The sequence below is a fragment of the Phaeobacter sp. CC-HEC084 genome (assembly GCF_059429255.1).
The window spans coordinates 1987886-2010799 of the sequence record NZ_JCAIJQ010000002.1 but is presented as its reverse complement, the minus strand read 5'-3'; the positions used below and the strand labels follow the sequence as shown (position 1 = coordinate 2010799).

Annotated in this window: 24 protein-coding genes; 19 read left to right on the top strand and 5 right to left on the bottom strand. The window is 62.2% G+C overall.

Annotated features, from left to right (window positions below):
• Positions 1 to 106: 106 nt before the first annotated feature.
• Positions 107 to 475, top strand: a complete 369-nt coding sequence (locus AC5SSZ_RS09845; RefSeq protein WP_495438079.1) for a BrnA antitoxin family protein — start codon at positions 107 to 109, stop codon at positions 473 to 475.
• A 175-nt stretch (positions 476 to 650) separates the two neighbouring features.
• On the opposite strand, the gene AC5SSZ_RS09840 is transcribed toward AC5SSZ_RS09845, so the two are convergent.
• Entirely contained in the window at positions 651 to 1238 is a 588-nt protein-coding gene (locus AC5SSZ_RS09840; RefSeq protein WP_495438078.1) for a hypothetical protein, read from the bottom strand.
• A 1308-nt stretch (positions 1239 to 2546) separates the two neighbouring features.
• Positions 2547 to 3560 (bottom strand): Hint domain-containing protein, encoded by a 1014-nt coding sequence (locus AC5SSZ_RS09835; protein ID WP_495438333.1) that lies wholly within the window; start codon positions 3558 to 3560, stop codon positions 2547 to 2549.
• 215 nt (positions 3561 to 3775) lie between these two features.
• Here AC5SSZ_RS09835 and AC5SSZ_RS09830 point away from each other — a divergent pair, with 215 nt between their 5' ends.
• The 4 genes from AC5SSZ_RS09830 to AC5SSZ_RS09815 all read left to right on the top strand — a co-directional run bounded on the left by AC5SSZ_RS09830 (position 3776) and on the right by AC5SSZ_RS09815 (position 8405).
• The gene (locus AC5SSZ_RS09830) at positions 3776 to 4555 is read left to right on the top strand and encodes an SDR family oxidoreductase (RefSeq protein WP_274868058.1); all 780 of its coding nucleotides are present in this window, start codon (positions 3776 to 3778) and stop codon (positions 4553 to 4555) included.
• A gap of 4 nt (positions 4556 to 4559) precedes the next feature.
• Positions 4560 to 5687, top strand: a complete 1128-nt coding sequence (locus AC5SSZ_RS09825; protein ID WP_495438077.1) for a DNA alkylation repair protein — start codon at positions 4560 to 4562, stop codon at positions 5685 to 5687.
• A gap of 171 nt (positions 5688 to 5858) precedes the next feature.
• Entirely contained in the window at positions 5859 to 7232 is a 1374-nt protein-coding gene (locus tag AC5SSZ_RS09820; protein WP_495438076.1) for an SLC5/6 family protein, read from the top strand.
• 63 nt (positions 7233 to 7295) lie between these two features.
• Positions 7296 to 8405 (top strand): ABC transporter ATP-binding protein, encoded by a 1110-nt coding sequence (locus AC5SSZ_RS09815; RefSeq protein WP_274828773.1) that lies wholly within the window; start codon positions 7296 to 7298, stop codon positions 8403 to 8405.
• A 21-nt stretch (positions 8406 to 8426) separates the two neighbouring features.
• Here AC5SSZ_RS09815 and AC5SSZ_RS09810 read toward each other — a convergent pair whose 3' ends face one another.
• Entirely contained in the window at positions 8427 to 8819 is a 393-nt protein-coding gene (locus tag AC5SSZ_RS09810) for a GFA family protein (RefSeq protein WP_495438075.1), read from the bottom strand.
• 195 nt (positions 8820 to 9014) lie between these two features.
• Here AC5SSZ_RS09810 and AC5SSZ_RS09805 point away from each other — a divergent pair, with 195 nt between their 5' ends.
• A complete protein-coding gene (locus AC5SSZ_RS09805) occupies positions 9015 to 9626 on the top strand; it encodes a hypothetical protein (protein ID WP_495438074.1) in 612 nt (203 codons plus the stop codon).
• Here the strand turns inward: AC5SSZ_RS09805 and AC5SSZ_RS09800 are convergent, their stop codons facing one another.
• Both AC5SSZ_RS09800 and AC5SSZ_RS09795 read right to left on the bottom strand, forming a co-directional pair.
• Entirely contained in the window at positions 9627 to 10313 is a 687-nt protein-coding gene (locus tag AC5SSZ_RS09800; protein ID WP_274839337.1) for a helix-turn-helix transcriptional regulator, read from the bottom strand.
• A 33-nt stretch (positions 10314 to 10346) separates the two neighbouring features.
• The gene (locus tag AC5SSZ_RS09795; RefSeq protein ID WP_274831847.1) at positions 10347 to 10667 is read right to left on the bottom strand and encodes a hypothetical protein; all 321 of its coding nucleotides are present in this window, start codon (positions 10665 to 10667) and stop codon (positions 10347 to 10349) included.
• 221 nt (positions 10668 to 10888) lie between these two features.
• Between AC5SSZ_RS09795 and AC5SSZ_RS09790 the strand changes: the two genes are divergently transcribed.
• From AC5SSZ_RS09790 to AC5SSZ_RS09730, 13 genes are all read left to right on the top strand, one after another.
• Positions 10889 to 11104: a twin-arginine translocase TatA/TatE family subunit gene (locus AC5SSZ_RS09790; protein WP_274828764.1), complete on the top strand. Its 216-nt coding sequence runs from the start codon at positions 10889 to 10891 to the stop codon at positions 11102 to 11104.
• 6 nt (positions 11105 to 11110) lie between these two features.
• On the top strand, positions 11111 to 11584 hold the full coding sequence (gene tatB / locus AC5SSZ_RS09785; RefSeq protein WP_274831848.1) for a Sec-independent protein translocase protein TatB: 474 nt from the start codon (positions 11111 to 11113) through the stop codon (positions 11582 to 11584).
• On the top strand, positions 11581 to 12504 hold the full coding sequence (tatC, locus tag AC5SSZ_RS09780; protein WP_274839333.1) for a twin-arginine translocase subunit TatC: 924 nt from the start codon (positions 11581 to 11583) through the stop codon (positions 12502 to 12504). The genes tatB and tatC overlap by 4 nt, the downstream gene beginning before the upstream one ends.
• A gap of 109 nt (positions 12505 to 12613) precedes the next feature.
• Complete coding sequence (locus AC5SSZ_RS09775) at positions 12614 to 13765, top strand: MHYT domain-containing protein (protein WP_495438073.1); 1152 nt, start codon at positions 12614 to 12616, stop codon at positions 13763 to 13765.
• Between the two features lie 388 nt (positions 13766 to 14153).
• A complete protein-coding gene (locus AC5SSZ_RS09770; protein ID WP_495438072.1) occupies positions 14154 to 15008 on the top strand; it encodes an FAD binding domain-containing protein in 855 nt (284 codons plus the stop codon).
• A gap of 11 nt (positions 15009 to 15019) precedes the next feature.
• The gene (locus tag AC5SSZ_RS09765) at positions 15020 to 15511 is read left to right on the top strand and encodes a (2Fe-2S)-binding protein (protein WP_495438071.1); all 492 of its coding nucleotides are present in this window, start codon (positions 15020 to 15022) and stop codon (positions 15509 to 15511) included.
• Complete coding sequence (locus AC5SSZ_RS09760) at positions 15508 to 17922, top strand: aerobic carbon-monoxide dehydrogenase large subunit (RefSeq protein ID WP_495438070.1); 2415 nt, start codon at positions 15508 to 15510, stop codon at positions 17920 to 17922. Before AC5SSZ_RS09765 ends, AC5SSZ_RS09760 begins: the two co-directional genes overlap by 4 nt.
• Positions 17923 to 17965: 43 nt before the next feature.
• Positions 17966 to 18832, top strand: a complete 867-nt coding sequence (locus tag AC5SSZ_RS09755) for an AAA family ATPase (protein ID WP_495438069.1) — start codon at positions 17966 to 17968, stop codon at positions 18830 to 18832.
• Positions 18829 to 20016, top strand: coding sequence for a vWA domain-containing protein (locus AC5SSZ_RS09750; protein ID WP_495438068.1), 1188 nt, complete (start codon positions 18829 to 18831; stop codon positions 20014 to 20016). The genes AC5SSZ_RS09755 and AC5SSZ_RS09750 overlap by 4 nt, the downstream gene beginning before the upstream one ends.
• Positions 20017 to 20024: 8 nt before the next feature.
• Positions 20025 to 20879 (top strand): XdhC family protein, encoded by an 855-nt coding sequence (locus tag AC5SSZ_RS09745; RefSeq protein WP_495438067.1) that lies wholly within the window; start codon positions 20025 to 20027, stop codon positions 20877 to 20879.
• Positions 20880 to 20995: 116 nt separating this feature from the next.
• Positions 20996 to 21448 carry an SRPBCC family protein gene (locus AC5SSZ_RS09740; protein WP_495438066.1) on the top strand — a complete coding sequence of 151 codons (453 nt, stop codon included), beginning with the start codon at positions 20996 to 20998 and terminating at the stop codon, positions 21446 to 21448.
• Between the two features lie 205 nt (positions 21449 to 21653).
• Positions 21654 to 22496, top strand: coding sequence for an ATP-binding protein (locus tag AC5SSZ_RS09735; RefSeq protein WP_495438065.1), 843 nt, complete (start codon positions 21654 to 21656; stop codon positions 22494 to 22496).
• 3 nt (positions 22497 to 22499) lie between these two features.
• A complete protein-coding gene (locus AC5SSZ_RS09730; RefSeq protein WP_274836751.1) occupies positions 22500 to 22904 on the top strand; it encodes a GFA family protein in 405 nt (134 codons plus the stop codon).
• Positions 22905 to 22914: the final 10 nt, after the last annotated feature.

Sequence of the window (22914 nt, the reverse complement as noted above, 5' to 3'; positions counted from 1 at the left end):
CTTGGCCGTTGCGCCGAACGCGCGCGCCGCGTCCGGGCCAGGTTTACCCAAATGCCCGATGCTGAAGGCCCAGACGGAAATAAACCAAGCCAACAGTCCACAGCCGATGCCCAGCCGCAAACACTACTTCTCTGAAATGCAGCAAGAGCTGGAAGAGCTGCAAATGGCCATGCGCAAGGAGTGGCTGGGCAACAGCCTGCCCGAGGACTGGCACGGTATGGACAGCTGGCAGCGCCTCAACCGGCCAAAGACGCGGGTGACGATCCGTCTGGACGCCGACATGGTGCGCTGGTTCCGCAAGCTGGGCCCCAACTACAGCCGCCGCATCAACGCGGTGCTGCGCATCTACTGGATGGCGCTGCTATCGGGCCACATCCAGGCGCATGAGAGGGACGACACCATCCTGCGCATCGCGCTGAATGCGCAACGCAGGCAGAGAGAGGAGCGCGAAGAGAGGGAGAGGCGCAGAGAGTGAGGGGCGGCAGGCAGCCCAAACTTGCCGTTCTGATGTGACGCGCTGTTTCGAATACCGCATGTGTGAGGTTTCCCAACCTCTCCAGCGAAAGCGGACCTTCAAATTAGTGCGGGTGTTGATGCGGCAAGCTGAGTTTGCGACATTTATGTGCGGAAAGCGCAACTACCTTCCCTCTTTAATCAGAACCCTGAGCGGTTTCATCCAAGACGCGGCGCGCATTGAACATCGCACGGAAAGTCATGGTTTGCTTGTAAACGTCATGAGCGCGCGCCCCATCCAGCTGAAGCAGAGTGGTCAATAAGGCCTCGGCGAACCTACGCCTTCCCTTAATTTCACCAACTGGCGCTCCGCAGTGGCGGATAACTGCCTCAACATCCTTGGAACTCACCTTGAAATTGAGTTGATGGGCGGCTTTGTTTCGCAGCTTGTTTATTTGGCGAAGCGCGTCAAACAAGCGCTTGTCGATCAATCCCAGAGAGTAAATCAGGTCCACTTTCTGAGCAAATGCCCATCGCTCGACGTCAATAGAAGCGTGGGCCACAAACTGCTGCGATAGGAATACGCTAAGCGTATGATCGAGGGCCAAGTGAGCAGTAAGAAGTTGAATAGCGTGATTATTCAAGCGCAAACGCTTGGCTAAATCCTTCAGGTCAAAGCAATAAACTTCACATAGCTTTCTCACATCCTGCTCGGAAGCCTCAAGAATGTCACTAAAACCCGCTGCCTCAACCTCCTTTAGAATATTTTCAACAACTGGTTTCAATGAGGTTTTCCTTTACAGCAATCTTATCCCCCTATACGGGACTATGGATATGTGAAGGACAACCCCAGAAACAACTGATACACGATAGCGATCACCATTGTTCTGAGTATCGCCATCGATAATCTTGACCTAGCCCAGATGGAGCAGAGCAGCTTATTCCCCAACAGTGTGGCTGCATTTTCACGAAGCTAACCACACACGCTCTTTTGCGGACTGAAGTACATCAATAGCGCCGTGTCATAAGGCGGATCGCGGCTTCTTGCGGCCCCCATCTAAACGAGAATGTGTCCGACACATCAAACCAGCCAGCACCGTCACCCGCGCCATGATTTGCCCCCATACAAGAACATTGGCAGTCGTGGCCTACAGCGTTTCGACATGCTGGCGCGCATTTCTCCATTTCACGGAAAGGCTGGACAACATAGACTCGCCCATAGCGGTTTAATGCTCCATCTACGAAGCGATTGAGCCAGCTCACAGGTAGCTTCCAGGATTTCTCTACATGGTCGAAGAGTATTGCGGGCCTGCGATTGCCAGTCGCCAAGCTATTAAGCCATTTACGGTTGTCAGCGCGGTACGGGAGGCGGGCCGTGAGCTTGTCACCTTTTAAGCCTGAGCGAACGACTATGGGTATGTCAGGCTGGGCCCATTCGCGTAGAATTGACGGCGGGATTTTTGAAGTGTCCAAAAGTCTATCGTCCTAAAAAGTGTTCTGAAAAGCAAAATAGAATTCAGGGGACCGCCGGTAAGCAGTCCCCTGACCCCGTCCTAGACGAAGAAGCTCGCAAGCCAGATCAGAGCGGTTAGGCTCAGAGCGATCTCGCAGCGATATTCATCGCCGTTAGACTTACTGGCTTGGAATGTCACACCTATCTTCATGGTGATCCTCCCATTTATAGCCGCGCTTGGCCCTTAGAGTAGTCGGTCTAAGACGCGGTTAAACCAGCTGCCGAGTTTGCCATTTGGGTATAGTTGGCTGGAGGTTCCCGGCGGCTCCGACTATTTCGGTACAGCTTTGTAGCCGCTTAAGTTGAAACTGGATAACATAGGGAGGTCTTTCAAGTGGAAAAGCGCGATCGAAGCTACACGTAGTGAAATTGCAACATTCTCCGGCAAGGATCATATGTGGAGATAGGCTCACTGATCCGTGTTTCATAAGATCGCCACGATCAAACACTGCGCTGTTCAGGAATAGCCGCTTTGGAGAAATCGGAGGGCTCATTTCGTGAGGTCATGACAGTCGACTTTGGATTGTTCGCCCAACCTTGCAAAGGGCGCTATCTGCGCATAGCTGACCATGCCGGACGGCTACCGCAGCGACGCCCGCTTCAGCAGCTCCACTAGATCCGGCCGGTCCAACAGCGGGCTTGGCACGTCCAGCCCGTGGCTGTCGCGGCGCTGGGGCGGGATGGACCCGTCTGCGATCCGCTGCAGCAGCCCCGGGGGCAGGGCGGGTTCGGTCACCGGGTCCAGGAACAGGCTTTCGGCGGCGATGCCCTCGGCATAGACGATGTGATGGCGGTCAAACAGCAGCTGGAAATAATCCACGAAGCCGCCGTCCTGCACCACCACGCTGTCTCCGTTCACCAGATGGCGGGCGGCGACCAGCAATTCGGGCGTGCCCGCTCCCAGCGCATCGTGACGCTGGTAGACCATCAGCCGGTGATCGGGGCTGACCAGCAGGTCGCGGGCGTTGTTGAGCGTACCCTTGCGGATCAGGATCGGGGCCATGGCGCCGGTGGCGCGGCTGGTGGTCTGGCCGATCCAGCGCAACTCCTGCACGCCATCATCGCGGGTCAGGATGCGGTCCCCGGGGCGCAGATCCTCGATGGGCTTCTGGGCGCCGGTGGCGAGGGTGATATGAGTGCCCCGGGTAAAGGCGATCGAGGCCATCTGCGCCAGCCGCGCCCGGGCCGGGGCGCGCTCGGCCTTCAGCAGGGTATATCCGGTCTGCGGCATCAGCGGCGCCATCGGCACCAGGTAGATCGCGGCGATCAGCCCTTCGGCATCGACCTCCACCATCACCAGCGCATCCACATTGGGACCGGCCTCGGCCATCAGGGTGAGCGCGCAGTCAAGATGCAGCGCGGCGCCGGGCTGGCCCAGCTCGCTGTCCTCGGCGAGGGTGAAACTGCCATCACTGCCGCTGGCCACTGACAGGCGTCGCGGTGCTGTGGCGCCTGGGGCGAGCATATAGACATCGTCCAGCACCAGATCCTCCAGCACCCCCAGCGGATCCCCCATATTGGCGCCGGTCTCCACCAAAAAGGCGGCGGCGGCATGGGCCGGAATGGATCGGATCGCGGTGCGGTCGGCTGTCACGGTATGGCTCGTCTGTGCAAAGAAGGGGCGGCGCGGGCGCCAGCGGCTGGTGTAACCTATCCGGGAAATATGGCACGAAACGGACCACAACGGACAGAATTTCTGACCCGTGATCACGTCATAGATGATCATGGCGGGGGCGGGAAGGCTGGTCAACGGCGGGCGCAGAGTGCACAGTCTGCGCCGGAAACGAAGAATCCCGATGGAGGACGAACATGGAACTGGGAATTGCAGGCAAGCGCGCATTGGTCTGTGCCAGCAGCAAGGGTCTGGGGCTTGGCTGTGCCGAGGCGCTGGCCGAAGCCGGGGTCAATCTGGTGATGAACGCACGCGGAGAAGAGGCGCTGCTGGCGGCGGCGCAGACCATCCGCGATACCTATGGCGTCGAGGTTGAGACCGTGGTGGCAGACGTGACGACCGCCGAAGGCCAGCAAAAGGTGCTGGAGGCCGCAGGCGCGGCCGACATTCTGGTCACCAACGCAGGCGGCCCGCCCCCCGGCATGTGGTCGGACTGGGAGCGCGACGATTTCATCAAGGCGCTGGATGCCAATATGCTGGCGCCGATTGCGCTGATGAAGGCGCTGCTGCCCGGCATGATGGAGCGCGGCTGGGGCCGGGTGGTCAATATCACCTCGCAATCGGTGAAGGCACCGATCGCAGTGCTGGGCCTGTCGAATTCGGCCCGTGCCGGTCTCACCGGCTATGTTGCGGGCACCTCGCGGCAGGTCGCAGGCAGCGGTGTCACCATCAACAACCTGCTGCCGGGCATTCACGCAACCGACCGTGCTGTGTCGCTGGACACCGGCGTGGCCGGGCAAAAGGGCATTTCCATCGAAGAGGCCAAGTCCCAGCGTGAGGCGACCATTCCGGCGGGCCGCTATGGCACCCGGCAGGAATTCGGCGCGGCCTGTGCCTTCCTCTGCTCGCAGCATGCGGGCTTTATCGTGGGGCAAAACATCCTGCTGGATGGCGGCGCCACCAATATGACGCTGTAAGGCGGTGGCCAGTGGTTTTTCCCTGAAGGACCAGCTGTTTAATCCGGAAAAGACCCGCTATCTGGCGGGTCTTTTTGCGGCCTGTGACCCCGGTTTCGACGCGCCGGGGTTCGAGGCGCAGGTGAACGCCCGCCTGCCGGAACTGGAGCTGAAACAGCGGATCGACTGGATCGCCGAGGTTCTGGGGCTGCATTACGCTGCGCCCTTGCCCGAGGTGGCGCCACTGCTGCGCGCGGCCCTGCCGCCGCCGCTGGACCCCGGCAAAAACGACGATGATTTCGGCGATTTCATCTTTGCCCCCTTGGGCGAATTCGTAGTGTCCAAGGGGCTGGAAGCGCACCCGGATCTATCACTGGATCTGCTGGAGGCGCTGACACAGCGGTTCTCCATGGAATTCGCCATTCGACCCTTCCTGAACCGCTGGCCGGATTTGACGCTGGAACGGATGCAGGACTGGGCCGGGCACGACCATTACCACGTGCGGCGGCTGGTCAGCGAGGGCACGCGCCCGCGTCTGCCCTGGGGTCTTGGGATCGGGCTTGATCTGCGGGCGCCGCTGCCGCTGCTGGACCAGCTGCACGGGGATGGTACGCGCTTTGTCACCCGCTCGGTCGCCAACCACCTGAACGACATCGCCAAGAAAGAGCCGGATCTGGTGGTTGAGACGCTGCGCCGCTGGGGGGAGGCCGGACAACAGATGGGCAAGGAAATGGATTGGATCACCCGCCACGCCTGCCGTGGACTGGTGAAGGCAGGGCACCCGGGCGCGCTGGGCCTTCTGGGATATGATCCGGAGGCGCCGGTGGAGGCCAGGATCACGCTGCAAAGCACAGGGGTGCCCATCGGCGATGCGCTGAACTTCACGGTCGATCTGGCGGGGCCAGCGGAGCAGCCGGTGCTGGTCGATTACCGGCTGCATTTTCAGCGCCCCGGCGGCAAAGCCTCGGCCAAGGTGTTCAAGCTGAAACAGGCAAAACTGGTGCGCGGTGCCTTGAAACTGGAGAAGACGCATAAGCTGAAAGGCGATGCCACGACCTTCAAACTGGTGCCCGGGCCGCATCGGCTGGAGCTGCTGGTCAATGGCAATGTGCGGGCAGAGGCTGCGTTCGACCTGTTGCCAGCGGGGGAGTAACTGCCAACAGCCAGGAACGATGGAATATCCGGCGCCCGGGAGGCCGAGGGTGCCTGTTTTGCGCGCAGGTTACCCGGCTCCTCCCTGACACCGCTTCACATTCCTGTGGGCAATATGGTGCGGTAAGGGCCTGCCTGCTACGCCAAGCCCATCAAAACGGGGATAACGATCATGCAGGCCATCGCCATAACCACCATCTTTGCCGCTATCATATTGCTCAGCCTCTTCTATGCGCCGCGCAAGGCCACGGTGGGCGGGTTCTTCGGCGGTCAGTCTGACCGGGGAGAGGCGCCGACCCTGTGGACGCTGGTGTTGTCGCAGGTGACCACATGGATTTTCGCGCGCTCGCTGATGAACGCGGCGATCCTGGGTTTTTACTACGGCATCGCGGGAACTCTGGCCTATGCGGCCTATTACGGCTCCTTTCTGACCGGCGGCTATATCGTTGGCCGGATGCGCGCACAGGGTGCGACATCGGTGCAATCCTGGCTGGCGGAGCGTTTCGGCGCCACGGGCACCACCGCCTATAATCTGGTGATCGCACTGCGCCTGTTGTCCGAAGTTTTTGCCAACCTGCTGGTCGTCGGGCTGATCTTTGCCGCCGCCCTGCCGGATGTGGCAGGGGCCGAGACAACCGCCATCCTGGTGGTCGGTGTGCTGGCGCTGGCCTATTCCGCATGGGGCGGGCTGTCGGCGGCGCTGCGCACCGATGTGATCCAGATGTCGCTTTTCCTCGTGGTCTTTGGCGCCGCCTTTGTGGCGCTGATCCTGCGCCCGGGCTTTGAGATTTCTGCGGTGATGACCGCACCGGGGGCGGCGGGCGCCCACAACGGCTGGGTGCTGCTGGTGGTTGCCGCGCTGCAGGTCTTCTCTTACCCGGTGCATGATCCGGTGATGATGGACCGCGGCTTTCTTGCCGATCCCGCAACCACCCGCAAAAGCTTTTTGCATGCCTTCTGGATTTCGGCGCTTTGCATCATCGCCTTTGGCTTTTTCGGCATTCAGGCTTCCCTTGAGGGCGCGGAATACGAAGGCCAGCTGTTGGGGACATGGGCGACTATGCTGCCGGGCTGGGTTTTCGTCATGCTGATCGTGTCGCTGCTGGTTTCGGCGCTGTCCACGCTTGATTCCGCGCTCAGCTCGGCCGCGCGTCTGGTGGTCGAAGAACTGCGCCTTGCGCCGCGCAGCCTGATGGGCGGCCGCATCGCCATCGTGGTCTTTGCCGCTGCTGGTGGCGCGCTGACGCTTTGGGGCAACAAGACGCTGTTTGATGCCGTGGCTGTATCCGGTACCGCCTCGATGTTCCTGACCCCGGTGCTGGTGGCGGGACTTCTCGGTAAACGTCAGGTGGCAATCTGGGCCTATCTGGTCAGCTTTGGCTCTGCCATACTTGGCGCGGCGGCCTATATGTTCCGCGATGCACCGGGCATCTCGGCGCTGCTTTATGATGGGCACAAATACGAGCAGCTTTTGCAGATCTGCGTGATCGTGCTGGTGGTCGGCTTTGCCGCAGTGGCACGCGGCAGCCGCAGGGTTGAAGCCTGACAGGGGGGCTGCTACATCTGCGCCAAACCCGATGGAAAGCGTCGGAAACAGCCCCGAGGCCGCATGAACACTGCCCCTGCCGAAATGCTCAGCACCATGGCCCCGCCACGGCTGGAAATCCGCAATATCAAGCGGTTCTTCGACGGGCGCCCGGTGGTCGACGATGTGTCCCTGCAAATTCAGGCGGGACAGGTGACCTGCCTGCTGGGCCCGTCAGGCTGCGGTAAATCCACCACTCTGCGCATGATCGCCGGGGTGGAGATGCAGGACGAGGGTGAAATCTATGTCGATGGCAAGCTGATCTGCGACACGGTGTTCCGTGTGCCGCCCGAGCGGCGCGAGATCGGCCTGATGTTTCAGGACTTTGCCCTGTTCCCGCACCTGAGCGTCGCGGATAACGTCGCCTTTGGTCTGAAAGGGCCGAAAGATCAGAAACGCGCCCGGGTCGAGGAGCTGCTCGCCAAGGTGTCGCTGTCGAAATACATCGACGATTACCCGCACCAGCTGTCGGGCGGCGAACAACAGCGCGTGGCGCTGGCCCGCGCCCTGGCGCCGCGTCCGCGTATCATGCTGATGGATGAGCCGTTTTCGGGCCTTGATAACCGTCTGCGCGATGGCATCCGCGACGAGACGCTGACGCTCTTGCGCGAAGAGGACACGGCAGTCCTTCTGGTGACGCACGAGCCGGAAGAAGCCATGCGCATGGCCGATGAGATCGCCCTGATGCGGGGCGGGCGGATCGTTCAGCAGGGCGCGCCCTATAACGTCTATACCCGCCCGGTCGATAAGGCGGCGGTGGCTTTTTTCAGCGACGTCAACGTTCTGGATGCACAGGTGAACGGCGCGCTGGCGCAGACGCCATTCGGCCAGTTCCTGGCACCTGGTGTGCCCGATGGCACGGATGTGGAGATCGTCTTTCGCCCGCAGCACGTGCGCATTGATTTCGACCGCGCGGGCAAAGGTCCCTTGCCGACCCCCAGCGACGGCGTCCCGGCGCGCGGCGTGGTCGAACGGGCGCGCTTTCTTGGCCATGAAAGCCTGGTCGAGTTCCGCATGGATTTTGACGGATCGCTCCTGAAGGTGACGGTACCTAACGTGTTCCTGCCCGAAGTGGGCCGCGTCCTCTGGCTCACCGTGCCGCGCAACCGGTGTTTCGTCTTCCCAAAGGGGTAGGGAACCACTCCGTCCTTGGCGTTATGTCGGTGCACCGTCGTATTGCGGGGCATCGTCGCAAATCTCGTACCAATCGGCCTTGTCAGCGACGAACTCGTGAAACTGGTTGCTGACGCCGATATCGCCATTCAGCGCGCTTGCCGCGATTGCGATACGCTCGTCCTCGGCCAGGATTTCCCCCAGCGAGGTGCCGCAGATCTTGCAGAAACAGCGGATGAATTTGAAGGGCGGCTCAGGCGTGTAGGTGGTGACCTGATCCTTGCCCTTGATCCATTGCACGTCTCCGGGCCGCACAAGCACGATGGCGCTGGTGCCGACCTTGCGGCAGCGGGAGCAATGGCAGGTACCCATAATCGGCGGCTGCACGGTCAGTTGAAATTGTACCGCGCCGCAACAGCAGCTTCCCTTAACCATGTGATGTGCCTTCCTGCGTGATCAATTGGACAAACGCTAGGGGAGCAGCTGCAAGGCTGCAATATATGGGCGGACGGGGCAGAGGTGACTTTCCCGTGAAGCGCGCGCATCGGCGGGCCGAGCCACCCCACGGGGTGACGTCTTGAACCGATGTTTCTGCCGTTGTCTTATACTCGGGCACGGGAGGCACAGAACATGCCGGAAGAGCCAGAGACCGAACCAGAGATCCCGCCTTGGGTCGCCAGAAATTTGCGTGGGGTGCGCCTGATTGCCCATCTCACTTGGCTGGGAGGCCTTGGGGCGATCTATGCAACAGGGGGGCTGGTCTGGATCACGCTGCAGAACGCCGGGGTGTCCATGGTGTCCTGGTCGCGGGGCGTGTCCCTGTTCATACCCGTCGCGTTGTTTCACGCCGTGCCGCTGATCGTGCTCGCCCTTGTGGAGATTTCGGCCTGCAAGGCGGCAATCCGCGGGCGCAAAAGCAAGTGGCGAGAGTATGTCCTCGCGGTGCTGGTGCCCGCTGTTTCGGTTGCCGAGCCAAAGGATGCGGGCAGGCTATGGGCTGCGCTTTCGGGCGCTGGCCTGCTGTCGGTCGTCTGGGTTTGCTATTCGCTGTTCTCCCTTGCCTCCTATCAGGGGCCGGGCGGCTTTGCCGAGGCGGTGATCATGACGCTTGCCCTGTTTCCGCTGACCCTTGGCGCGCTGATGTTGCATGTTGCGCTGGCTGCGGCCATCGGCGGGGCGCTGGGCAGCGGTATCTATGTGCTTGTCCGCCGCCGCCGCCAAAAGCAGGACAAAGGTGAGTAATCAGCTCTCCTGTTTGTCGCGGTAGGGATCGTAATCCGACAGCCGCTTGCCCGGCTCATCGACGAACAACTCGGGCAGGGCGGTGGCCTCTTCGATCAGATCGACGCGGAAGACACGGAAATCCTCACGCGCTTCGCACCAGGCGGTGAGGGTCCAGACACGGCCCCAGTATTCCATGTGCAGCGGGCGGATTTTGCGCCGGGTCATTTCGCCATCGATGCGGCGATAGGTGATCTGCAACTTCTGGCGCGCCTTGATCGCTGCCCGCAGGGTGGGCATCTGGGCAAAGCCCCGCGCCGCATCGGCAAAGGGGTAGACGGCGAATTTCCAGGCATCCGCCTCGGCGATGGTCTCGGCAGGCAGCACCGCGTCCACCTTGGCCGCCAGTGACTGCGCGGCGGATTTAAGGTCCGGATCGGCGGCCTCGGCGACGATGGCCATGCCGAGGTTCAGCGCCTCCAGCTCTTCCGGGGTCAGTGTGAGGGGCGGCAGGGTGATCGCTTCGCGCACCATATAGCCGACGCCGCGCTCCCCTTCGACCGGCACGCCTGAGGCGACTAGCGTGTCCATGTCGCGGTATATGGTGCGGGTGGAAACCTCCAGCCGCGCCGCGATGTCCTGCGCGCGGTGCAACTTCCCGTCGCGCAGGATCTGGATGATTTCAAAAAGGCGGTCGGTGCGGCGCATGATCCTAGCCTTGGCCCGCGCCGCACCGTTAGGTCAAGCCGCCATCTGCCACAGGATGTCTTCATGGCGCATGTCGATGCTGCCGGGCTCAATCGCCTGCATCAGCGCCGCGGCAAAGGGCTGCTTGGGAAAGGCCTCTGCCGCCGCCATGGCCGCCGCGTGATCGCGCCAGACCACGTGATCGCTCCAGCGGCCATCGGCGCCGCAGCTGAGGCGGCGGAACATGAACCCTGGCTGCGCCCGCACAAAGGCTTCGCTTTGCTGGCTGATCTCGACAAAGGCCGCCGGGGTGATTCCGTTCGCCAGGGTGAAGGTAACGATTTCGGCAACCGGAGTGGTCTGGGTGTCTGTCATATCGGTGTCTCCTTATTGATGTGACAGGCTGGACCTAGCAGGGAGCAACTGACATAAACCTGTCAGTTGTGTTTGGGCGGATGCGGATTTCAGTGATTTTTGCCCTGCCTGAGCCCCCCGACAGCCTGCCAGATCTATCCGGCAGCGCGGCGCGTCCGTAAAAATGGGGATGACAGACAAAACCGGCGCGGATGGGCACCGGACAAGAAGGAGACACTCACATGCTTAACAATATCGGCCTTCCGGGCATTCTGCTGATCGCCGTCGTGGTTCTGGTCCTGTTTGGCCGCGGCAAGATTTCCTCGCTGATGGGCGAAGTCGGCAAAGGCATCACCGCCTTCAAGAAAGGCGTGAAAGACAGCACCGAGGAACTGGAGCAGGACGCTGCTGCCGACGCCAAGGACATCACCCCCGAGACCGAAAAAGACAAGGCGTAATCCGCCATGTTCGATCTTGGGTGGACCGAACTCATGGTGGTCGGGATCGTTGCGCTGATCGTGGTCGGTCCCAAGGATCTGCCCGTGCTGTTCCGCAACGTCGGCCGCTTCGTGGGCAAGGCCAAGGGCATGGCCCGTGAATTCAGCCGCGCGATGAATGACGCCGCCGATGAGGCGGGCGTCAAGGATATGGCGCAGGGGCTGAAGGCAGCGACCAATCCAGTTGGCACGGCCATGGACGGTGTCAAAGAGGCGGCGCAGGATATGGCCAAATCGATTGACCCGACCAAATTCGATCCGGACAGCGAAACCGGAAAGCTGGCCGCCGAACGCGCCGCTGATGCCAAGAAGATCCAGGAGGCCACCGCCCGCGCCGCATCTGACCGCCAGGCTCGTGAGGCCGAAGAGGCCGCAGCGGCAGCGGAGGCGGCCAAGGCAGGTGCCGGGGAGCCGGATCAAGACAAAGAGACCAAATCATGAGTCAAACGGATGATATCGAGGACTCCACGGCGCCGCTGATCGAGCATCTGGCAGAGCTGCGCACCCGCCTGATCCGGGCGGTGGGGGCCTTTATCGTCGGGATCGTGCTAGCCTTTACCGTGGCCGAGCCGATCCTGCAGTTCTTGCTGGGGCCGATCGAGGCCACCCTGCGCGAGCTGGGCGACCCGTCGCCGACGTTGCAATATACCAGCCCGCAGGAATACCTGTTCACGCTGTTCCGGATCTCGATGGTTTTCGGCTTTGCCTTGTCCTTTCCGGTGATCGGCTTCCAATTGTGGCGGTTCGTGGCACCCGGCCTATACAAGACCGAGAAGAACGCCTTCTTGCCGTTCCTGATCGCGGCGCCGGTGATGTTCCTTCTGGGCGCATCTTTTGCGCATTTCGTCGTCACCCCTCTGGCGATGGCCTTTTTCCTTGGCTTTGCGGATGTGTCGTCGATCTTTGCCAACCTTCTGTCCGGAACGGTCAATGACCTGCCGACGGATGCGGCGGTGGTGCCGGAAACGGCTGACGGCGTGCGCATCACCTTCTTTGGTAAGGTGAACGAGTCGCTGGATATCACGCTGAAGTTCATCATGGCCTTTGGCCTGTGCTTCCAGCTGCCGGTGCTGCTGACCCTGATGGGCAAGGCCGGTCTGGTCAGCGCCGAAGGTCTGGGATCGGTGCGCAAATACGCGGTTGTGGCCATTCTGGTGCTGGCCGCGCTGGTGACGCCGCCGGATGTGATCACCCAGCTGATCCTGTTCACGGTTGTTTACGGGCTTTACGAGATTTCGATCTTCCTGGTCAGCCGGGTCGAGAAGAAACGCGAAGAAAAGCTTCGCGAAGAGGGCTATTACGATGATGAGGATGAAGAGGATCCTCTGATGGCCGAATTCGACGAAGACGACGACAAGTGATCAACTGACAGAACATCAAGGCGCGCCCTCCGGGGCGCGTCTTTTTCTATGCGCGGGTGAAATTTTGCGGATATGCTGACGCAGTGCTGCATGGGGAAGGGAGGCCCTTTTGCTCGACTACAGTCATAACAGCCTGTTTGTTCTGGCATCTTTGGCCATTGCCCTGATCGCGGGGTTTTCCGGCCTGTCGCTGACGCAGGGCGCCTCGCAGATGTCGGCGCCGGTGCGCAAGATCGTGGTCTCGGCGGCGTCGGTGATCCTGGGCAGCGGCATCTGGTCGATGCATTTCGTGGCCATGCTGGGGCTGGAGCTGCCGGTGGCCTATTACTTTGATCCGCTAGTGACGCTGATTTCGGCGCTGACGGCGATCCTGTTCATGGGGCTGGCGCTGCTGATCGTGCATTTCGGCACCCGGACACGAGGCAAGATCATGCTGGCCGGGGTCATCATGGGAAGCGGCATTGCGGCGATGCATTACATCGGAATGTCGGGGATGGAGCTGTGCGTGCCAAGCTATACTCCGGCACAGATCGCCATGGCTTTTGCCGCCTCCATCGCGCTCAGCATGGCGTCGTTTCAGGTCTCCTATGGCCACCGCAGCGCCCGCAATATCGTGCTGGGCACCTTTGGCTTTGGCATCGCCGTTTTTGCCGTGCATTTCATCGCCATGGCGGGCACGGGTTTCACCCAATCTGCCGAATACACCACCTTTGTGCCGCCAATGAGCCGGGGCGTGCTGGCCTTTGGGGTCACCCTGTCGGCCTTTGTGCTGTCGGGCAGTTTCCTGCTCAGCGGCGCCACCTTCGCCACCCGACTGAGCGGGGAAGGAACTGCGCAGACCGGGCAGGCTGACGTGCAGCCGCCTGTGGCTGAGGAAATCGATCCGGCGGCGACCGGGCCAGAAGCGGAGGCCGCCGAGATGCCGCAGGAGGCGCGTATACCTTACGAATCCGATGCGCGCACCCATTTCATCAGCCCGGACAGCGTGTCGGCCATCCGCGCCGAAGGTCACTACACCGTGCTCTACAGCGGCGAGGCGAAGCTATTCTGTCCCTGGTCAATCTCAGAGGCCGAAACCCGCACCGCCACCGGCAGTTTCATCCGCACCCACCGCAGCTATCTGGTGAATCTGGCGCATGTCACCAGTTTCGAGCGCAAGAAGGACAATGGCGTGTGTTACTTCGATGAAACCCCTGCGCTGCCCAAGGTGCCTGTCAGCCGCTCCCGCCTGAGCGAGGTGCGGGCAAAGCTGGGCATGTAGCGGAGGGCAGGGCGCCTGCGGTTCTGCCAGCATCCTCCAGCCCCTCTCCAACCCCCGGACGGGTCTGGCGGCTTTTCATTGGCCGACTTTTAGGCCCGGAACCATTGGGCGTCACAGCGCAGCCCAACACCTCCCTATCTGACACTCCCGAATGGGCCGTGACGGGGCTCTGCTCATTGTGTCGGACATCTGCGATTTGCCGCCGCGACTCGTGCTGCATGTTCTGGTTGTGCCTGGCGGCGAAACTCCCTGTCTGACGGGGCTTTCGCAACTCGTGCAGCCCATTCGCATTTCGTGAACGCAACCTCGGCGGTCGTTCCCGCAGCCTCGCCCCGGGGCGGCAGCGGCGCCTTTACTATCCGCAATCCGGAATTCAGGGAGGAAACGGATGATACCCTCAGAGTTTGAATACCACCGGCCCGGCAGTATCGACGCGGCCCTGGCGGTATTGCAGGAACACGGCGACGATGCCCGTGTCATGGCAGGCGGGCACAGCCTGATCCCGATGATGAAACTGCGCATGGCCGATGTACCGCATCTGATCGACCTGCAATCCATCGCCGAGCTGAAAGGCATCGCGGTGGATGGTGGAACCGTAACAATCGGTGCAATGACCACCCAGCACGAGCTGATCACCAATGATGATCTGGTTAGAGCAGCCCCGATCATGCGGGAGGCGGCCCTGCTGATCGCCGATCCCCAGGTGCGCTATGTGGGTACCATCGGCGGCAATGTGGCCAATGGCGATCCCGGCAACGACATGCCGGGGCTGATGCAGTGCCTGGATGCCACCTTCACCCTGCAGGGGCCGGATGGCACCCGCGAGGTACAGGCGCGTGACTTCTATGAGGCGGCCTATATGACCGACCGCGAGGATGACGAGATCCTGACCGAGATCTCCTTTGCCGTGCCAAAGGGCGGGCAGGCCTACGAAAAACAAAAGCGAAAGATCGGCGATTACGCCACGGCGGCGGCGGCTGTGATCCTAGAGAAGGTGGACGGCAAGGTGGCCTCTGCCTCGATCGCAATGACCAACCTCAGCGATACGCCGGTGTTCTCCGAGGATGCGGGCGCGGCGCTGGTGAGCAGGGACTGCGGCGCCGATGCTATCGCCGATGCGGTCAGCGCCATGCTGGGCGACATCGACCCGACCGAGGACAACCGCGGACCGGTTGAGTTCAAGAAACATGTGGCTGGCGTCATCCTGCGCCGCGCCATTGAACGCGCCTGGTCGCGGGCCTGAGGGAGGACACCATGGGAAAACAAATCATCACCCTGACGGTGAACGGCGAAAAGCACGAGGTCGCCGCCGAGCCGCGCGAACTTCTGGTGCATACCCTGCGCGAGACGCTGAACCTCACTGGCCCGCATGTGGGCTGTGAAACCTCGCATTGCGGTGCCTGCACCGTGGATATTGACGGCAAGTCGGTGAAATCCTGCACCATGTTTGCAGCACAAGCGGATGGCGCCGAAATCACCACCATCGAAGGCATCGCAAGCCCCGATGGCATGCACATCCTGCAGGAAATGTTCCGCGAACATCACGGGCTTCAGTGCGGGTTCTGCACCCCCGGCATGATCACGCGGGCCTATCGCCTGCTTCAGGAGAACCCCAACCCGACCGAAGAAGAGGTCCGTTTCGGCATCGCAGGCAACCTTTGCCGCTGCACCGGCTATCAGAACATCGTCAAGTCGATCCTCGCCGCTGCGGCCGAGATCAACGCATCCAAGGAGGCCGCACAATGAAGGATCTGGAGGACCGTCAGGAACGGATCGACAATCTCAAGGGCATGGGCTGCTCGCGCAAGCGGGTCGAGGATGCCCGGTTCACCCAAGGTAAGGGCAATTACGTCGATGACGTCAATTTGCCGGGCATGCTGCACGGGGATTTCGTGCGCTCGCCCTATGCCCATGCGCGGGTGAAATCGATCAATATCGATGCCGCCATGGCGCTGGATGGCGTGGTTGCGGTGCTGACCGCCAAGGATCTTGAACCGCTGGCCCTGCACTGGATGCCGACCCTTGCGGGCGACAAGCAGATGGTGCTGGCCGATGGCAAGGTGCTGTTCCAGGGGCAGGAGGTCGCCTTTGTGGTGGCCAAGGACCGCTATATCGCCGCCGACGCGGTGGAACTGGTCGAGGTCGAATACGAGGAACTGCCGGTTCTGGTCGACCCCTTCGAGGCGCTGCAATCGGACATCGTCCTGCGCGAAGACATCAAGGACGAAAAAGAGGGCGCCCATGGCCCCCGCCGCCATCACAACCACATCTTCCTGTGGGAGGAGGGCGACAAGGATGCCACCGAGCAGGTCATCGATGAGGCCGAAGTGGTGGCCGAAGAGATGGTCTATTACCACCGCACCCATCCGTGCCCGCTGGAGCCCTGCGGCTCGGTTGCCAGCATGGACAAGATCAACGGCAAACTGACGCTCTGGGGCACCTTCCAGGCGCCGCATGTCGTGCGCACCGTGGCCTCGATCCTGTCGGGTATCGAGGAAAACAACATCCGCGTGATCTCGCCCGATATCGGTGGCGGTTTCGGCAACAAGGTCGGCGTCTATCCGGGCTATGTCTGCTCTATCGTTGCGACCATCGTCACCGGCCAGCCGGTGAAGTGGATCGAGGACAGGATGGAAAACCTGATGGCCACCGCCTTTGCCCGCGACTACTGGATGAAGGGCAAGATCAGCGCCACCAAGGAGGGCAAGATCACCGGGCTGCACTGCCATGTTACGGCGGACCACGGCGCATTCGATGCCTGCGCCGACCCGACCAAATTCCCGGCCGGCTTCTTCCACATCTGCACCGGATCCTATGACATCCCGGTCGCCTATGTGGGCGTTGACGGTGTCTATACCAACAAGGCACCGGGCGGCGTGGCCTATCGCTGTTCCTTCCGGGTGACGGAGGCTGCATATTTCATTGAACGCATGATCGAAGTCCTGGCGATGGAATTGAACATGGACGCAGCCGAACTGCGCCGGATCAACTTCATCAAGGCCGATCAGTTCCCCTATCAGTCGGCACTGGGCTGGGAATATGACTCTGGCGATTACCACACCGCCTGGGACAAGGCTCTGGCCGCTGTCGGCTATGACGATCTGCGCGCCGAGCAGGCGCAGCGGGTGGAGGACTTCAAGGCCGGAAAGACGCGCAAGCTTCTTGGTATTGGTCTGACGCACTTTACCGAGATCGTCGGCGCGGGCCCGGTGAAGAACTGCGATATCCTTGGTATGGGAATGTTTGATAGCTGCGAGATCCGCATTCACCCAACGGGCTCGGCCATCGCACGCCTTGGCACCATCAGCCAGGGGCAGGGCCATGCGACCACTTTCGCGCAGATCCTTGCGTCTGAAATCGGTCTCTCGGCTGACAGTATCACCATCGAGGAAGGCGACACCGACACCGCGCCTTACGGTCTGGGCACCTATGGGTCGCGCTCCACACCCGTTGCCGGGGCGGCGACCGCCATGGCGGGGCGCAAGATCCGCGCCAAGGCGCAGATGATCGCGGCCTACCTTCTGGAGGTGCATGACAACGATCTGGAATGGGACGTGGACCGGTTCGTGGTCAAGGGCGCGCCCGAGCGCTTCAAGACCATGAAGGACATCGCCTATGCGGCCTACAATCAGGCCATCCCGGGCGTTGAGCCGGGGCTTGAGGCGGTGAGCTATTATGATCCGCCCAACATGACCTATCCCTTTGGCGCCTATATCTGCGTCATGGAGGTGGACGTTGACACCGGTGAGCATGAAATCCGCCAGTTCTACGCGCTGGACGATTGCGGCACCCGGATCAACCCGATGGTCATCGAAGGCCAGGTCCATGGCGGCCTCACAGAGGCGCTTGCCATCGCCATGGGGCAAGAGATCGCCTATGACGATATGGGCAACTGCAAGACCGGCACCTTGATGGATTTCTTCATCCCGACTGCCGTTGAGACGCCCCACTACACCACCGACCACACCGAAACCCCCAGCCCGCATCACCCGATAGGCGCCAAGGGGGTGGGCGAAAGCCCCAACGTGGGCGGTGTTCCGGCCTTCTCCAACGCGGTGCATGATGCCTTCCGTGCCTTTGGTCTGCGCCAAAGCCACATGCCTCACGATCACTGGCGGATCTGGAAGATCGCGAGCGATTTGGGCCTGCACGGATAAGGGGAGAACGGGGGGCCGTTTCGGCGGCCCTCCTGTTGCAATCATGACCTATCTCGACCTTCAGAATGACCTGGCAAAACAGGGCTATGTCGCCTCCGATGATCTGGCGATGGCGCTGCATCTGGCGGTGACACTGGGCCGCCCGCTGCTCTTGGAAGGGGCTGCCGGTGTCGGCAAGACCGAGGTCGCCCGCGCCCTGGCCGCCGCGCGCGACACCCGACTGATCCGGTTGCAATGCTACGAAGGGCTGGACGCGGCACAGGCGATCTATGAATGGAACTACCAGCGCCAGCTTCTGGCGATCCAGGCCTCCGGCAAGACAGGCAAAGAGGCCGAGACGCAGATTTTCTCTGAAGACTACCTGTTGGAGCGCCCGTTGTTGCAGGCGATCCGGCAGGATATTCCCCCGGTGCTCTTGATTGACGAAATCGACCGCGCCGATGAAGAATTCGAGGCCTACCTTCTGGAGGTGCTCGCCGATTTCCAGATCACCGTGCCGGAGCTTGGCACCCTCACGGCCAAAAGCCGCCCGCTGGTGATCCTGACGGCAAACGGCACCCGCGATCTGTCGGACGCGCTGCGCCGGCGTTGCCTTTACGCCCATGTGGACTACCCCGACCGCAAGACGGAACTCGCCATTCTGGACGCGCGCTGTCCGGGGCTGAGTGCCCATCTTGCAGGGCAGATCGTTGGCTTTGTGCAGGATCTGCGCAAGGAAGATCTGGTGAAGAAACCCGGCGTGGCCGAGATGCTGGATTTCGCCGCTGCCCTAGCTGGGCTTGGGGTTGGTGACCTCACCGAAGACCCCGCGGCCCTGATGGCGGCCATGGCAACCTTGCTGAAGACCGAGGCCGACCGCGGCGCGGTTCCGGCAGAGGTCGCCCAGCGGCTGGCGGGGCGCGCCGCATGAGCCGGGTGACCAAATTCGCGGGCCGCGATCCCGGCCCCGGTGCGCGGATTGCGGGCTTCATGGCGCATCTGCGTGCCCATGGCTTTGCGCTGGGCGTAGCGGAAACCGGCACCGCGCTGGCCGCCCTTGGCGCGGTAAAGGCGAGCGATCCGTCAGAGGCGCGCGCCGCCCTGCGCGCCGTCTGTGCAGGCCGCGCCGAGGATGTGGACCGCTTTGATGCGCTCTTTGACAGTTTCTGGATGGATGCGGGCCGTGTGCGGCAGAAGACCGTGCCCAGCGACAAGACTAACAAGACTGATGACATGCGCTCCTCCCGCAAGGACGCAGGCGAGACAGAGGCAGAGGGTGCAGGCACAATACACGCCCCCGGTGGCAGCGGTGGCGGCGAGGCGGAAAGCGACGGCGTGGGGCGGCTGGTTGCCTCGGATGTGAAGAACCTGATGAAGAAGGACCTGCGCGATCTTGTGGATCCTGAAGACATCCGCAAGGCCGAAGCGGTTGCCGTGCGGTTGGGGCAGGCCCTGCGCGACAAACGCTCCCGCAGGCGCAAGGCGGCGCGGCGGGGCAGGGCGGTGGATTTCCGACGCACCATCCGCAAGGCCGTGGCCACCGGCGGCGTGCCCCTGCGGCTGGCGCGGCGTACCCGTCCTGACCGCCCCGTGAAGATCGTTGCCCTGTGTGACGTGTCTGGCTCGATGCTGGTCTATGCACGGCCCTTTCTGGCGTTTCTGGCGGGGCTGATGCGGGCCGATGCGAATTCGGACGCCTATCTGTTTCACACCCGTCTTGTGCGCATTGCTGATGCCCTGCGTGAAGAGGACCCGATGCGCGCGCTCAACCGGGTGACGCTGATGGCCGAGGGCATCGGTGGCGGCAGCTGCATCGGCGGCGCGCTGGAACATTTCGCGGCGACCTATGCGCGCCGGTTCGTCGATGGACGATCAGTGGTGATCATCCTGTCGGATGGCTACGACAGTGACCCGCCGGAACATATGGCAGCAGCCTTGCAGGCGCTGAAGCGGCGTGGCTGCCGGATCGTCTGGCTGAACCCGCTGAAGGGCTGGAAGGGCTACGAGCCGATTGCACGCGGCATGGCGGCGGCCCTGCCATACTTGGATCTGTTTGAGGCGGCCAACACGCTGGAGGCACTGGCCAGCCTCGATCAAAAACTGGGGGCGATATGAGTTTCATCATGGCAGGACATTCATCACTGGGACCACGCCTGGAACAGGATCTGGCCCGCGAAACCGAGGCCCGGCGCAGCGCCGGCGAACCCTTTGCCATGGCGACCGTGGTGCGCACCGTGGCGGCGACCTCGGCCAAGCCGGGCGCCAAGGCGCTGATCGACGCGCAGGGCGAGATCGTCGTCGGGTTCTTGGGCGGGGGCTGTGTGCGCGGTGCCGTGGGCCGCGCCGCGCGCGAGGCGATCGAGACGGGCGCGCCGCAGCTGTTGTCGATCGGCCCCGAGGAGCTCTTGGCCGAGGCGGGTGTCAGCGCGGGCGAGGAACGCGACGGTATCAAATACGCCCGCAACGGCTGCCCCAGCAAGGGCGTCTTGGACATCTTCGTGGAACCCGTGCTGCCGCTTCCGGCGCTGGTGGTCTGCGGCTCCGGCCCGGTGGCGCAGGCGCTAGTGGAATTGGCAGCGCGGTTCGAATTTGACCGCACCCTGTGCCTGCCCGGTCCGCAGGAGGTTGACCTGCCCATGCCCGACCGGGTGGTGGAGCATTTCGACGAACACCCGATCTGGGACAGCGCGCCCTTTGTGGTGGTCGCGACCCAGGGGCGCGGGGACGAGGCGGCGCTCCGCCGCGCGCTGATGCAAAAGGCGCGCTATATCGGCTTTGTCGGCAGCCGCCGTAAGTTCGCCACCCTGTCACAGCGTCTTCAGGACAAGGGCGTGTCCGAAGCGGCGATTGCCACGGTAAAGGCGCCCGCAGGCGTCGACATCCACGCCATCACCCCGGATGAGATCGCGCTGTCGATCCTTGCCGAACTGGTACAGCGCCGCCGGGCGCTACAGCGCGGGGAGGCGGCAGATGCGTGAGTTGACCCGCCCCCTGATCCGCAGCCTGTGGCGGCGCCTTTTCCCCGAATTGAGTGACGCGCAGGCCAAGGTTCTGGCCTCCGTCAAATTCCCCTGTTGCTAGAAGGAAAACGAGCATGGAACTGAGCGACGAAATCTTCATCAACGCCCCGCGAGACGAGGTCTACGCGGCCCTCAACGACCCTGAGGTACTGCAAAAGGCGATCCCCGGCTGCGAGGAGCTGATCAAACATTCCGACACCGAGCTGGAGGCCAAGGTGGTGCTGAAAATCGGACCGGTGAAGGCAAAATTCTTAGGGCAGGTGACCCTCTCCCCCGATGCCCCGCCCGAGCGGTTCTCGCTGACAGGTCAGGGCAATGGCGGCGCGGCGGGCTTTGCCAAGGGCGGTGCCGAGGTGGTGCTGACCGAACAGGATGGCGGCACCCTGCTGACCTATACTGCCAAGGCCGATATCGGCGGCAAGCTGGCGCAATTGGGCAGCCGCCTGATCCAGAGCACCGCAAAGAAACTGGCTGCCAAGTTCTTCAAGAGCTTTTCCGAGGAAATGGAAAAAGCCGAGGCGGCCTGAAACAACGGCCACACCGCAAGAGGCAGGGCGAGCATGAGGCAGCGTGGCAGCAGGTAAGAAGCCCGAAATGGGCACCAGAACCGAGAGAAGAGAGGGGGCGGCGCGCATGTGTCGCCCCCTTTGCCGCGCCGCCACCCGGCAAAGCATCTTGTTGCTAGGGTCGGAACATGGTTTGTCATGCGCAACAATCGATACGGAGGACCCGATGAACGAGGATGCATTGACGCGCATTGCCGAGGCTTTGGAGCGGATGTCGCCCGCACCGCTGGCGGCCCCGGATTTCGATGCGGCTCCGGCCTTTGTCTGGCACGTGGCCCCGGACCGTCTGGCGCCGGTCGAAACGGTGAACCGCGTCGATCTGGATCTCCTGGTGGGGATCAACCGTTCGCGCGATACGCTGCTGGAAAACACCCGCCGCTTCGCACAAGGATCCGCCGCCAATAACGCCCTGTTATGGGGCGCGCGGGGTATGGGAAAATCCAGCCTTGTCAAAGCGATACATGGTAGCCTTGTCGCGGAACACCCGGATCTGAAACTGGTGGAATTGCAGCGCGAGGATCTGCCTTCAGTGGCGCGGCTGTTGAACCATCTGCGCGGCTCCTCGAAACGTTTTGTGCTGTTCTGCGATGATCTGTCGTTCAGTCATGATGATCAGCACTACAAAAGCCTGAAGGCTGTGCTGGATGGCGGTATCGAAGGGCGCCCGGAGAATGTGGTGTTCTACGCCACCTCGAACCGGCGTCACCTGATGCCGCGCGACATGATCGAAAACGAACGCTCCAGCGCCATCAGCCCCTCCGAAGCGGTGGAGGAAAAGGTCTCGCTCAGCGACCGGTTCGGACTGTGGCTGGGCTTCCACCCGTGTGATCAGGATGAATACCTGGAGATGATCGAAGGCTATTGCACCGCCTATGGGGTTTCCGCCGATCCTGAGGTGATCCGCGCTGAGGCCATCGAATGGCAGGCGACGCGCGGTGCGCGCTCGGGGCGGGTGGCCTGGCAGTATTTCACCGATCTGGCCGGGCGCCATGGCGTCACGCTGAGCTGAGCCATGGCCGGGGCGCAGGCAGAGTTTTCCGCCGGATGCCTGTGCGGCGCGGTGCGTATCACCGCGCGGGGCAGGCCGCGCCGGGTGGGGATCTGCCATTGCCTTGAGTGCCGCAAACACCACGGCGCGCTGTTCTATGCAGCCGCCGTATTTCCTGAAGAAGCGGTGTCTGTCACCGGAGAGACCCACGCCTATGAGGGGCGCCATTTCTGCCCGCGCTGCGGCTCATCCGTCTTTGCCCGTACAGATGATGAGATTGAGCTGCATCTCGGCGCGCTGGACGCGCCGGATCAACTGGTGCCGGAGTATGAGCTCTGGACCCGGCGCCGGGAAAGCTGGCTGCCTGAGTTTGTGCGGATGCAGCACTTCGCGGGTAACCGGGAGGGCGGTCAGTCCGACGAAGACTGACCGCGCAGGG

Excerpts from the sequence above, each read along its gene's own strand:
- AC5SSZ_RS09765 (WP_495438071.1), top strand. The coding sequence starts at position 15,020 with ATGGGAAAACAAATCATCACCCTGACGGTGAACGGCGAAAAGCACGAG.
- AC5SSZ_RS09750 (WP_495438068.1), top strand. The coding sequence starts at position 18,829 with ATGAGCCGGGTGACCAAATTCGCGGGCCGCGATCCCGGCCCCGGTGCG.
- AC5SSZ_RS09730 (WP_274836751.1), top strand. The coding sequence starts at position 22,500 with ATGGCCGGGGCGCAGGCAGAGTTTTCCGCCGGATGCCTGTGCGGCGCG.
- AC5SSZ_RS09745 (WP_495438067.1), top strand. The coding sequence starts at position 20,025 with ATGGCAGGACATTCATCACTGGGACCACGCCTGGAACAGGATCTGGCC.
- AC5SSZ_RS09770 (WP_495438072.1), top strand. The coding sequence starts at position 14,154 with ATGATACCCTCAGAGTTTGAATACCACCGGCCCGGCAGTATCGACGCG.
- AC5SSZ_RS09830 (WP_274868058.1), top strand. The coding sequence starts at position 3,776 with ATGGAACTGGGAATTGCAGGCAAGCGCGCATTGGTCTGTGCCAGCAGC.
- AC5SSZ_RS09790 (WP_274828764.1), top strand. The coding sequence starts at position 10,889 with ATGCTTAACAATATCGGCCTTCCGGGCATTCTGCTGATCGCCGTCGTG.
- tatB (WP_274831848.1), top strand. The coding sequence starts at position 11,111 with ATGTTCGATCTTGGGTGGACCGAACTCATGGTGGTCGGGATCGTTGCG.
- AC5SSZ_RS09800 (WP_274839337.1), bottom strand. The coding sequence starts at position 10,313 with ATGCGCCGCACCGACCGCCTTTTTGAAATCATCCAGATCCTGCGCGAC.
- AC5SSZ_RS09845 (WP_495438079.1), top strand. The coding sequence starts at position 107 with ATGCCCAGCCGCAAACACTACTTCTCTGAAATGCAGCAAGAGCTGGAA.
- AC5SSZ_RS09820 (WP_495438076.1), top strand. The coding sequence starts at position 5,859 with ATGCAGGCCATCGCCATAACCACCATCTTTGCCGCTATCATATTGCTC.
- AC5SSZ_RS09735 (WP_495438065.1), top strand. The coding sequence starts at position 21,654 with ATGAACGAGGATGCATTGACGCGCATTGCCGAGGCTTTGGAGCGGATG.
- AC5SSZ_RS09795 (WP_274831847.1), bottom strand. The coding sequence starts at position 10,667 with ATGACAGACACCCAGACCACTCCGGTTGCCGAAATCGTTACCTTCACC.
- AC5SSZ_RS09755 (WP_495438069.1), top strand. The coding sequence starts at position 17,966 with ATGACCTATCTCGACCTTCAGAATGACCTGGCAAAACAGGGCTATGTC.
- tatC (WP_274839333.1), top strand. The coding sequence starts at position 11,581 with ATGAGTCAAACGGATGATATCGAGGACTCCACGGCGCCGCTGATCGAG.
- AC5SSZ_RS09810 (WP_495438075.1), bottom strand. The coding sequence starts at position 8,819 with ATGGTTAAGGGAAGCTGCTGTTGCGGCGCGGTACAATTTCAACTGACC.
- AC5SSZ_RS09815 (WP_274828773.1), top strand. The coding sequence starts at position 7,296 with ATGAACACTGCCCCTGCCGAAATGCTCAGCACCATGGCCCCGCCACGG.
- AC5SSZ_RS09760 (WP_495438070.1), top strand. The coding sequence starts at position 15,508 with ATGAAGGATCTGGAGGACCGTCAGGAACGGATCGACAATCTCAAGGGC.
- AC5SSZ_RS09740 (WP_495438066.1), top strand. The coding sequence starts at position 20,996 with ATGGAACTGAGCGACGAAATCTTCATCAACGCCCCGCGAGACGAGGTC.
- AC5SSZ_RS09805 (WP_495438074.1), top strand. The coding sequence starts at position 9,015 with ATGCCGGAAGAGCCAGAGACCGAACCAGAGATCCCGCCTTGGGTCGCC.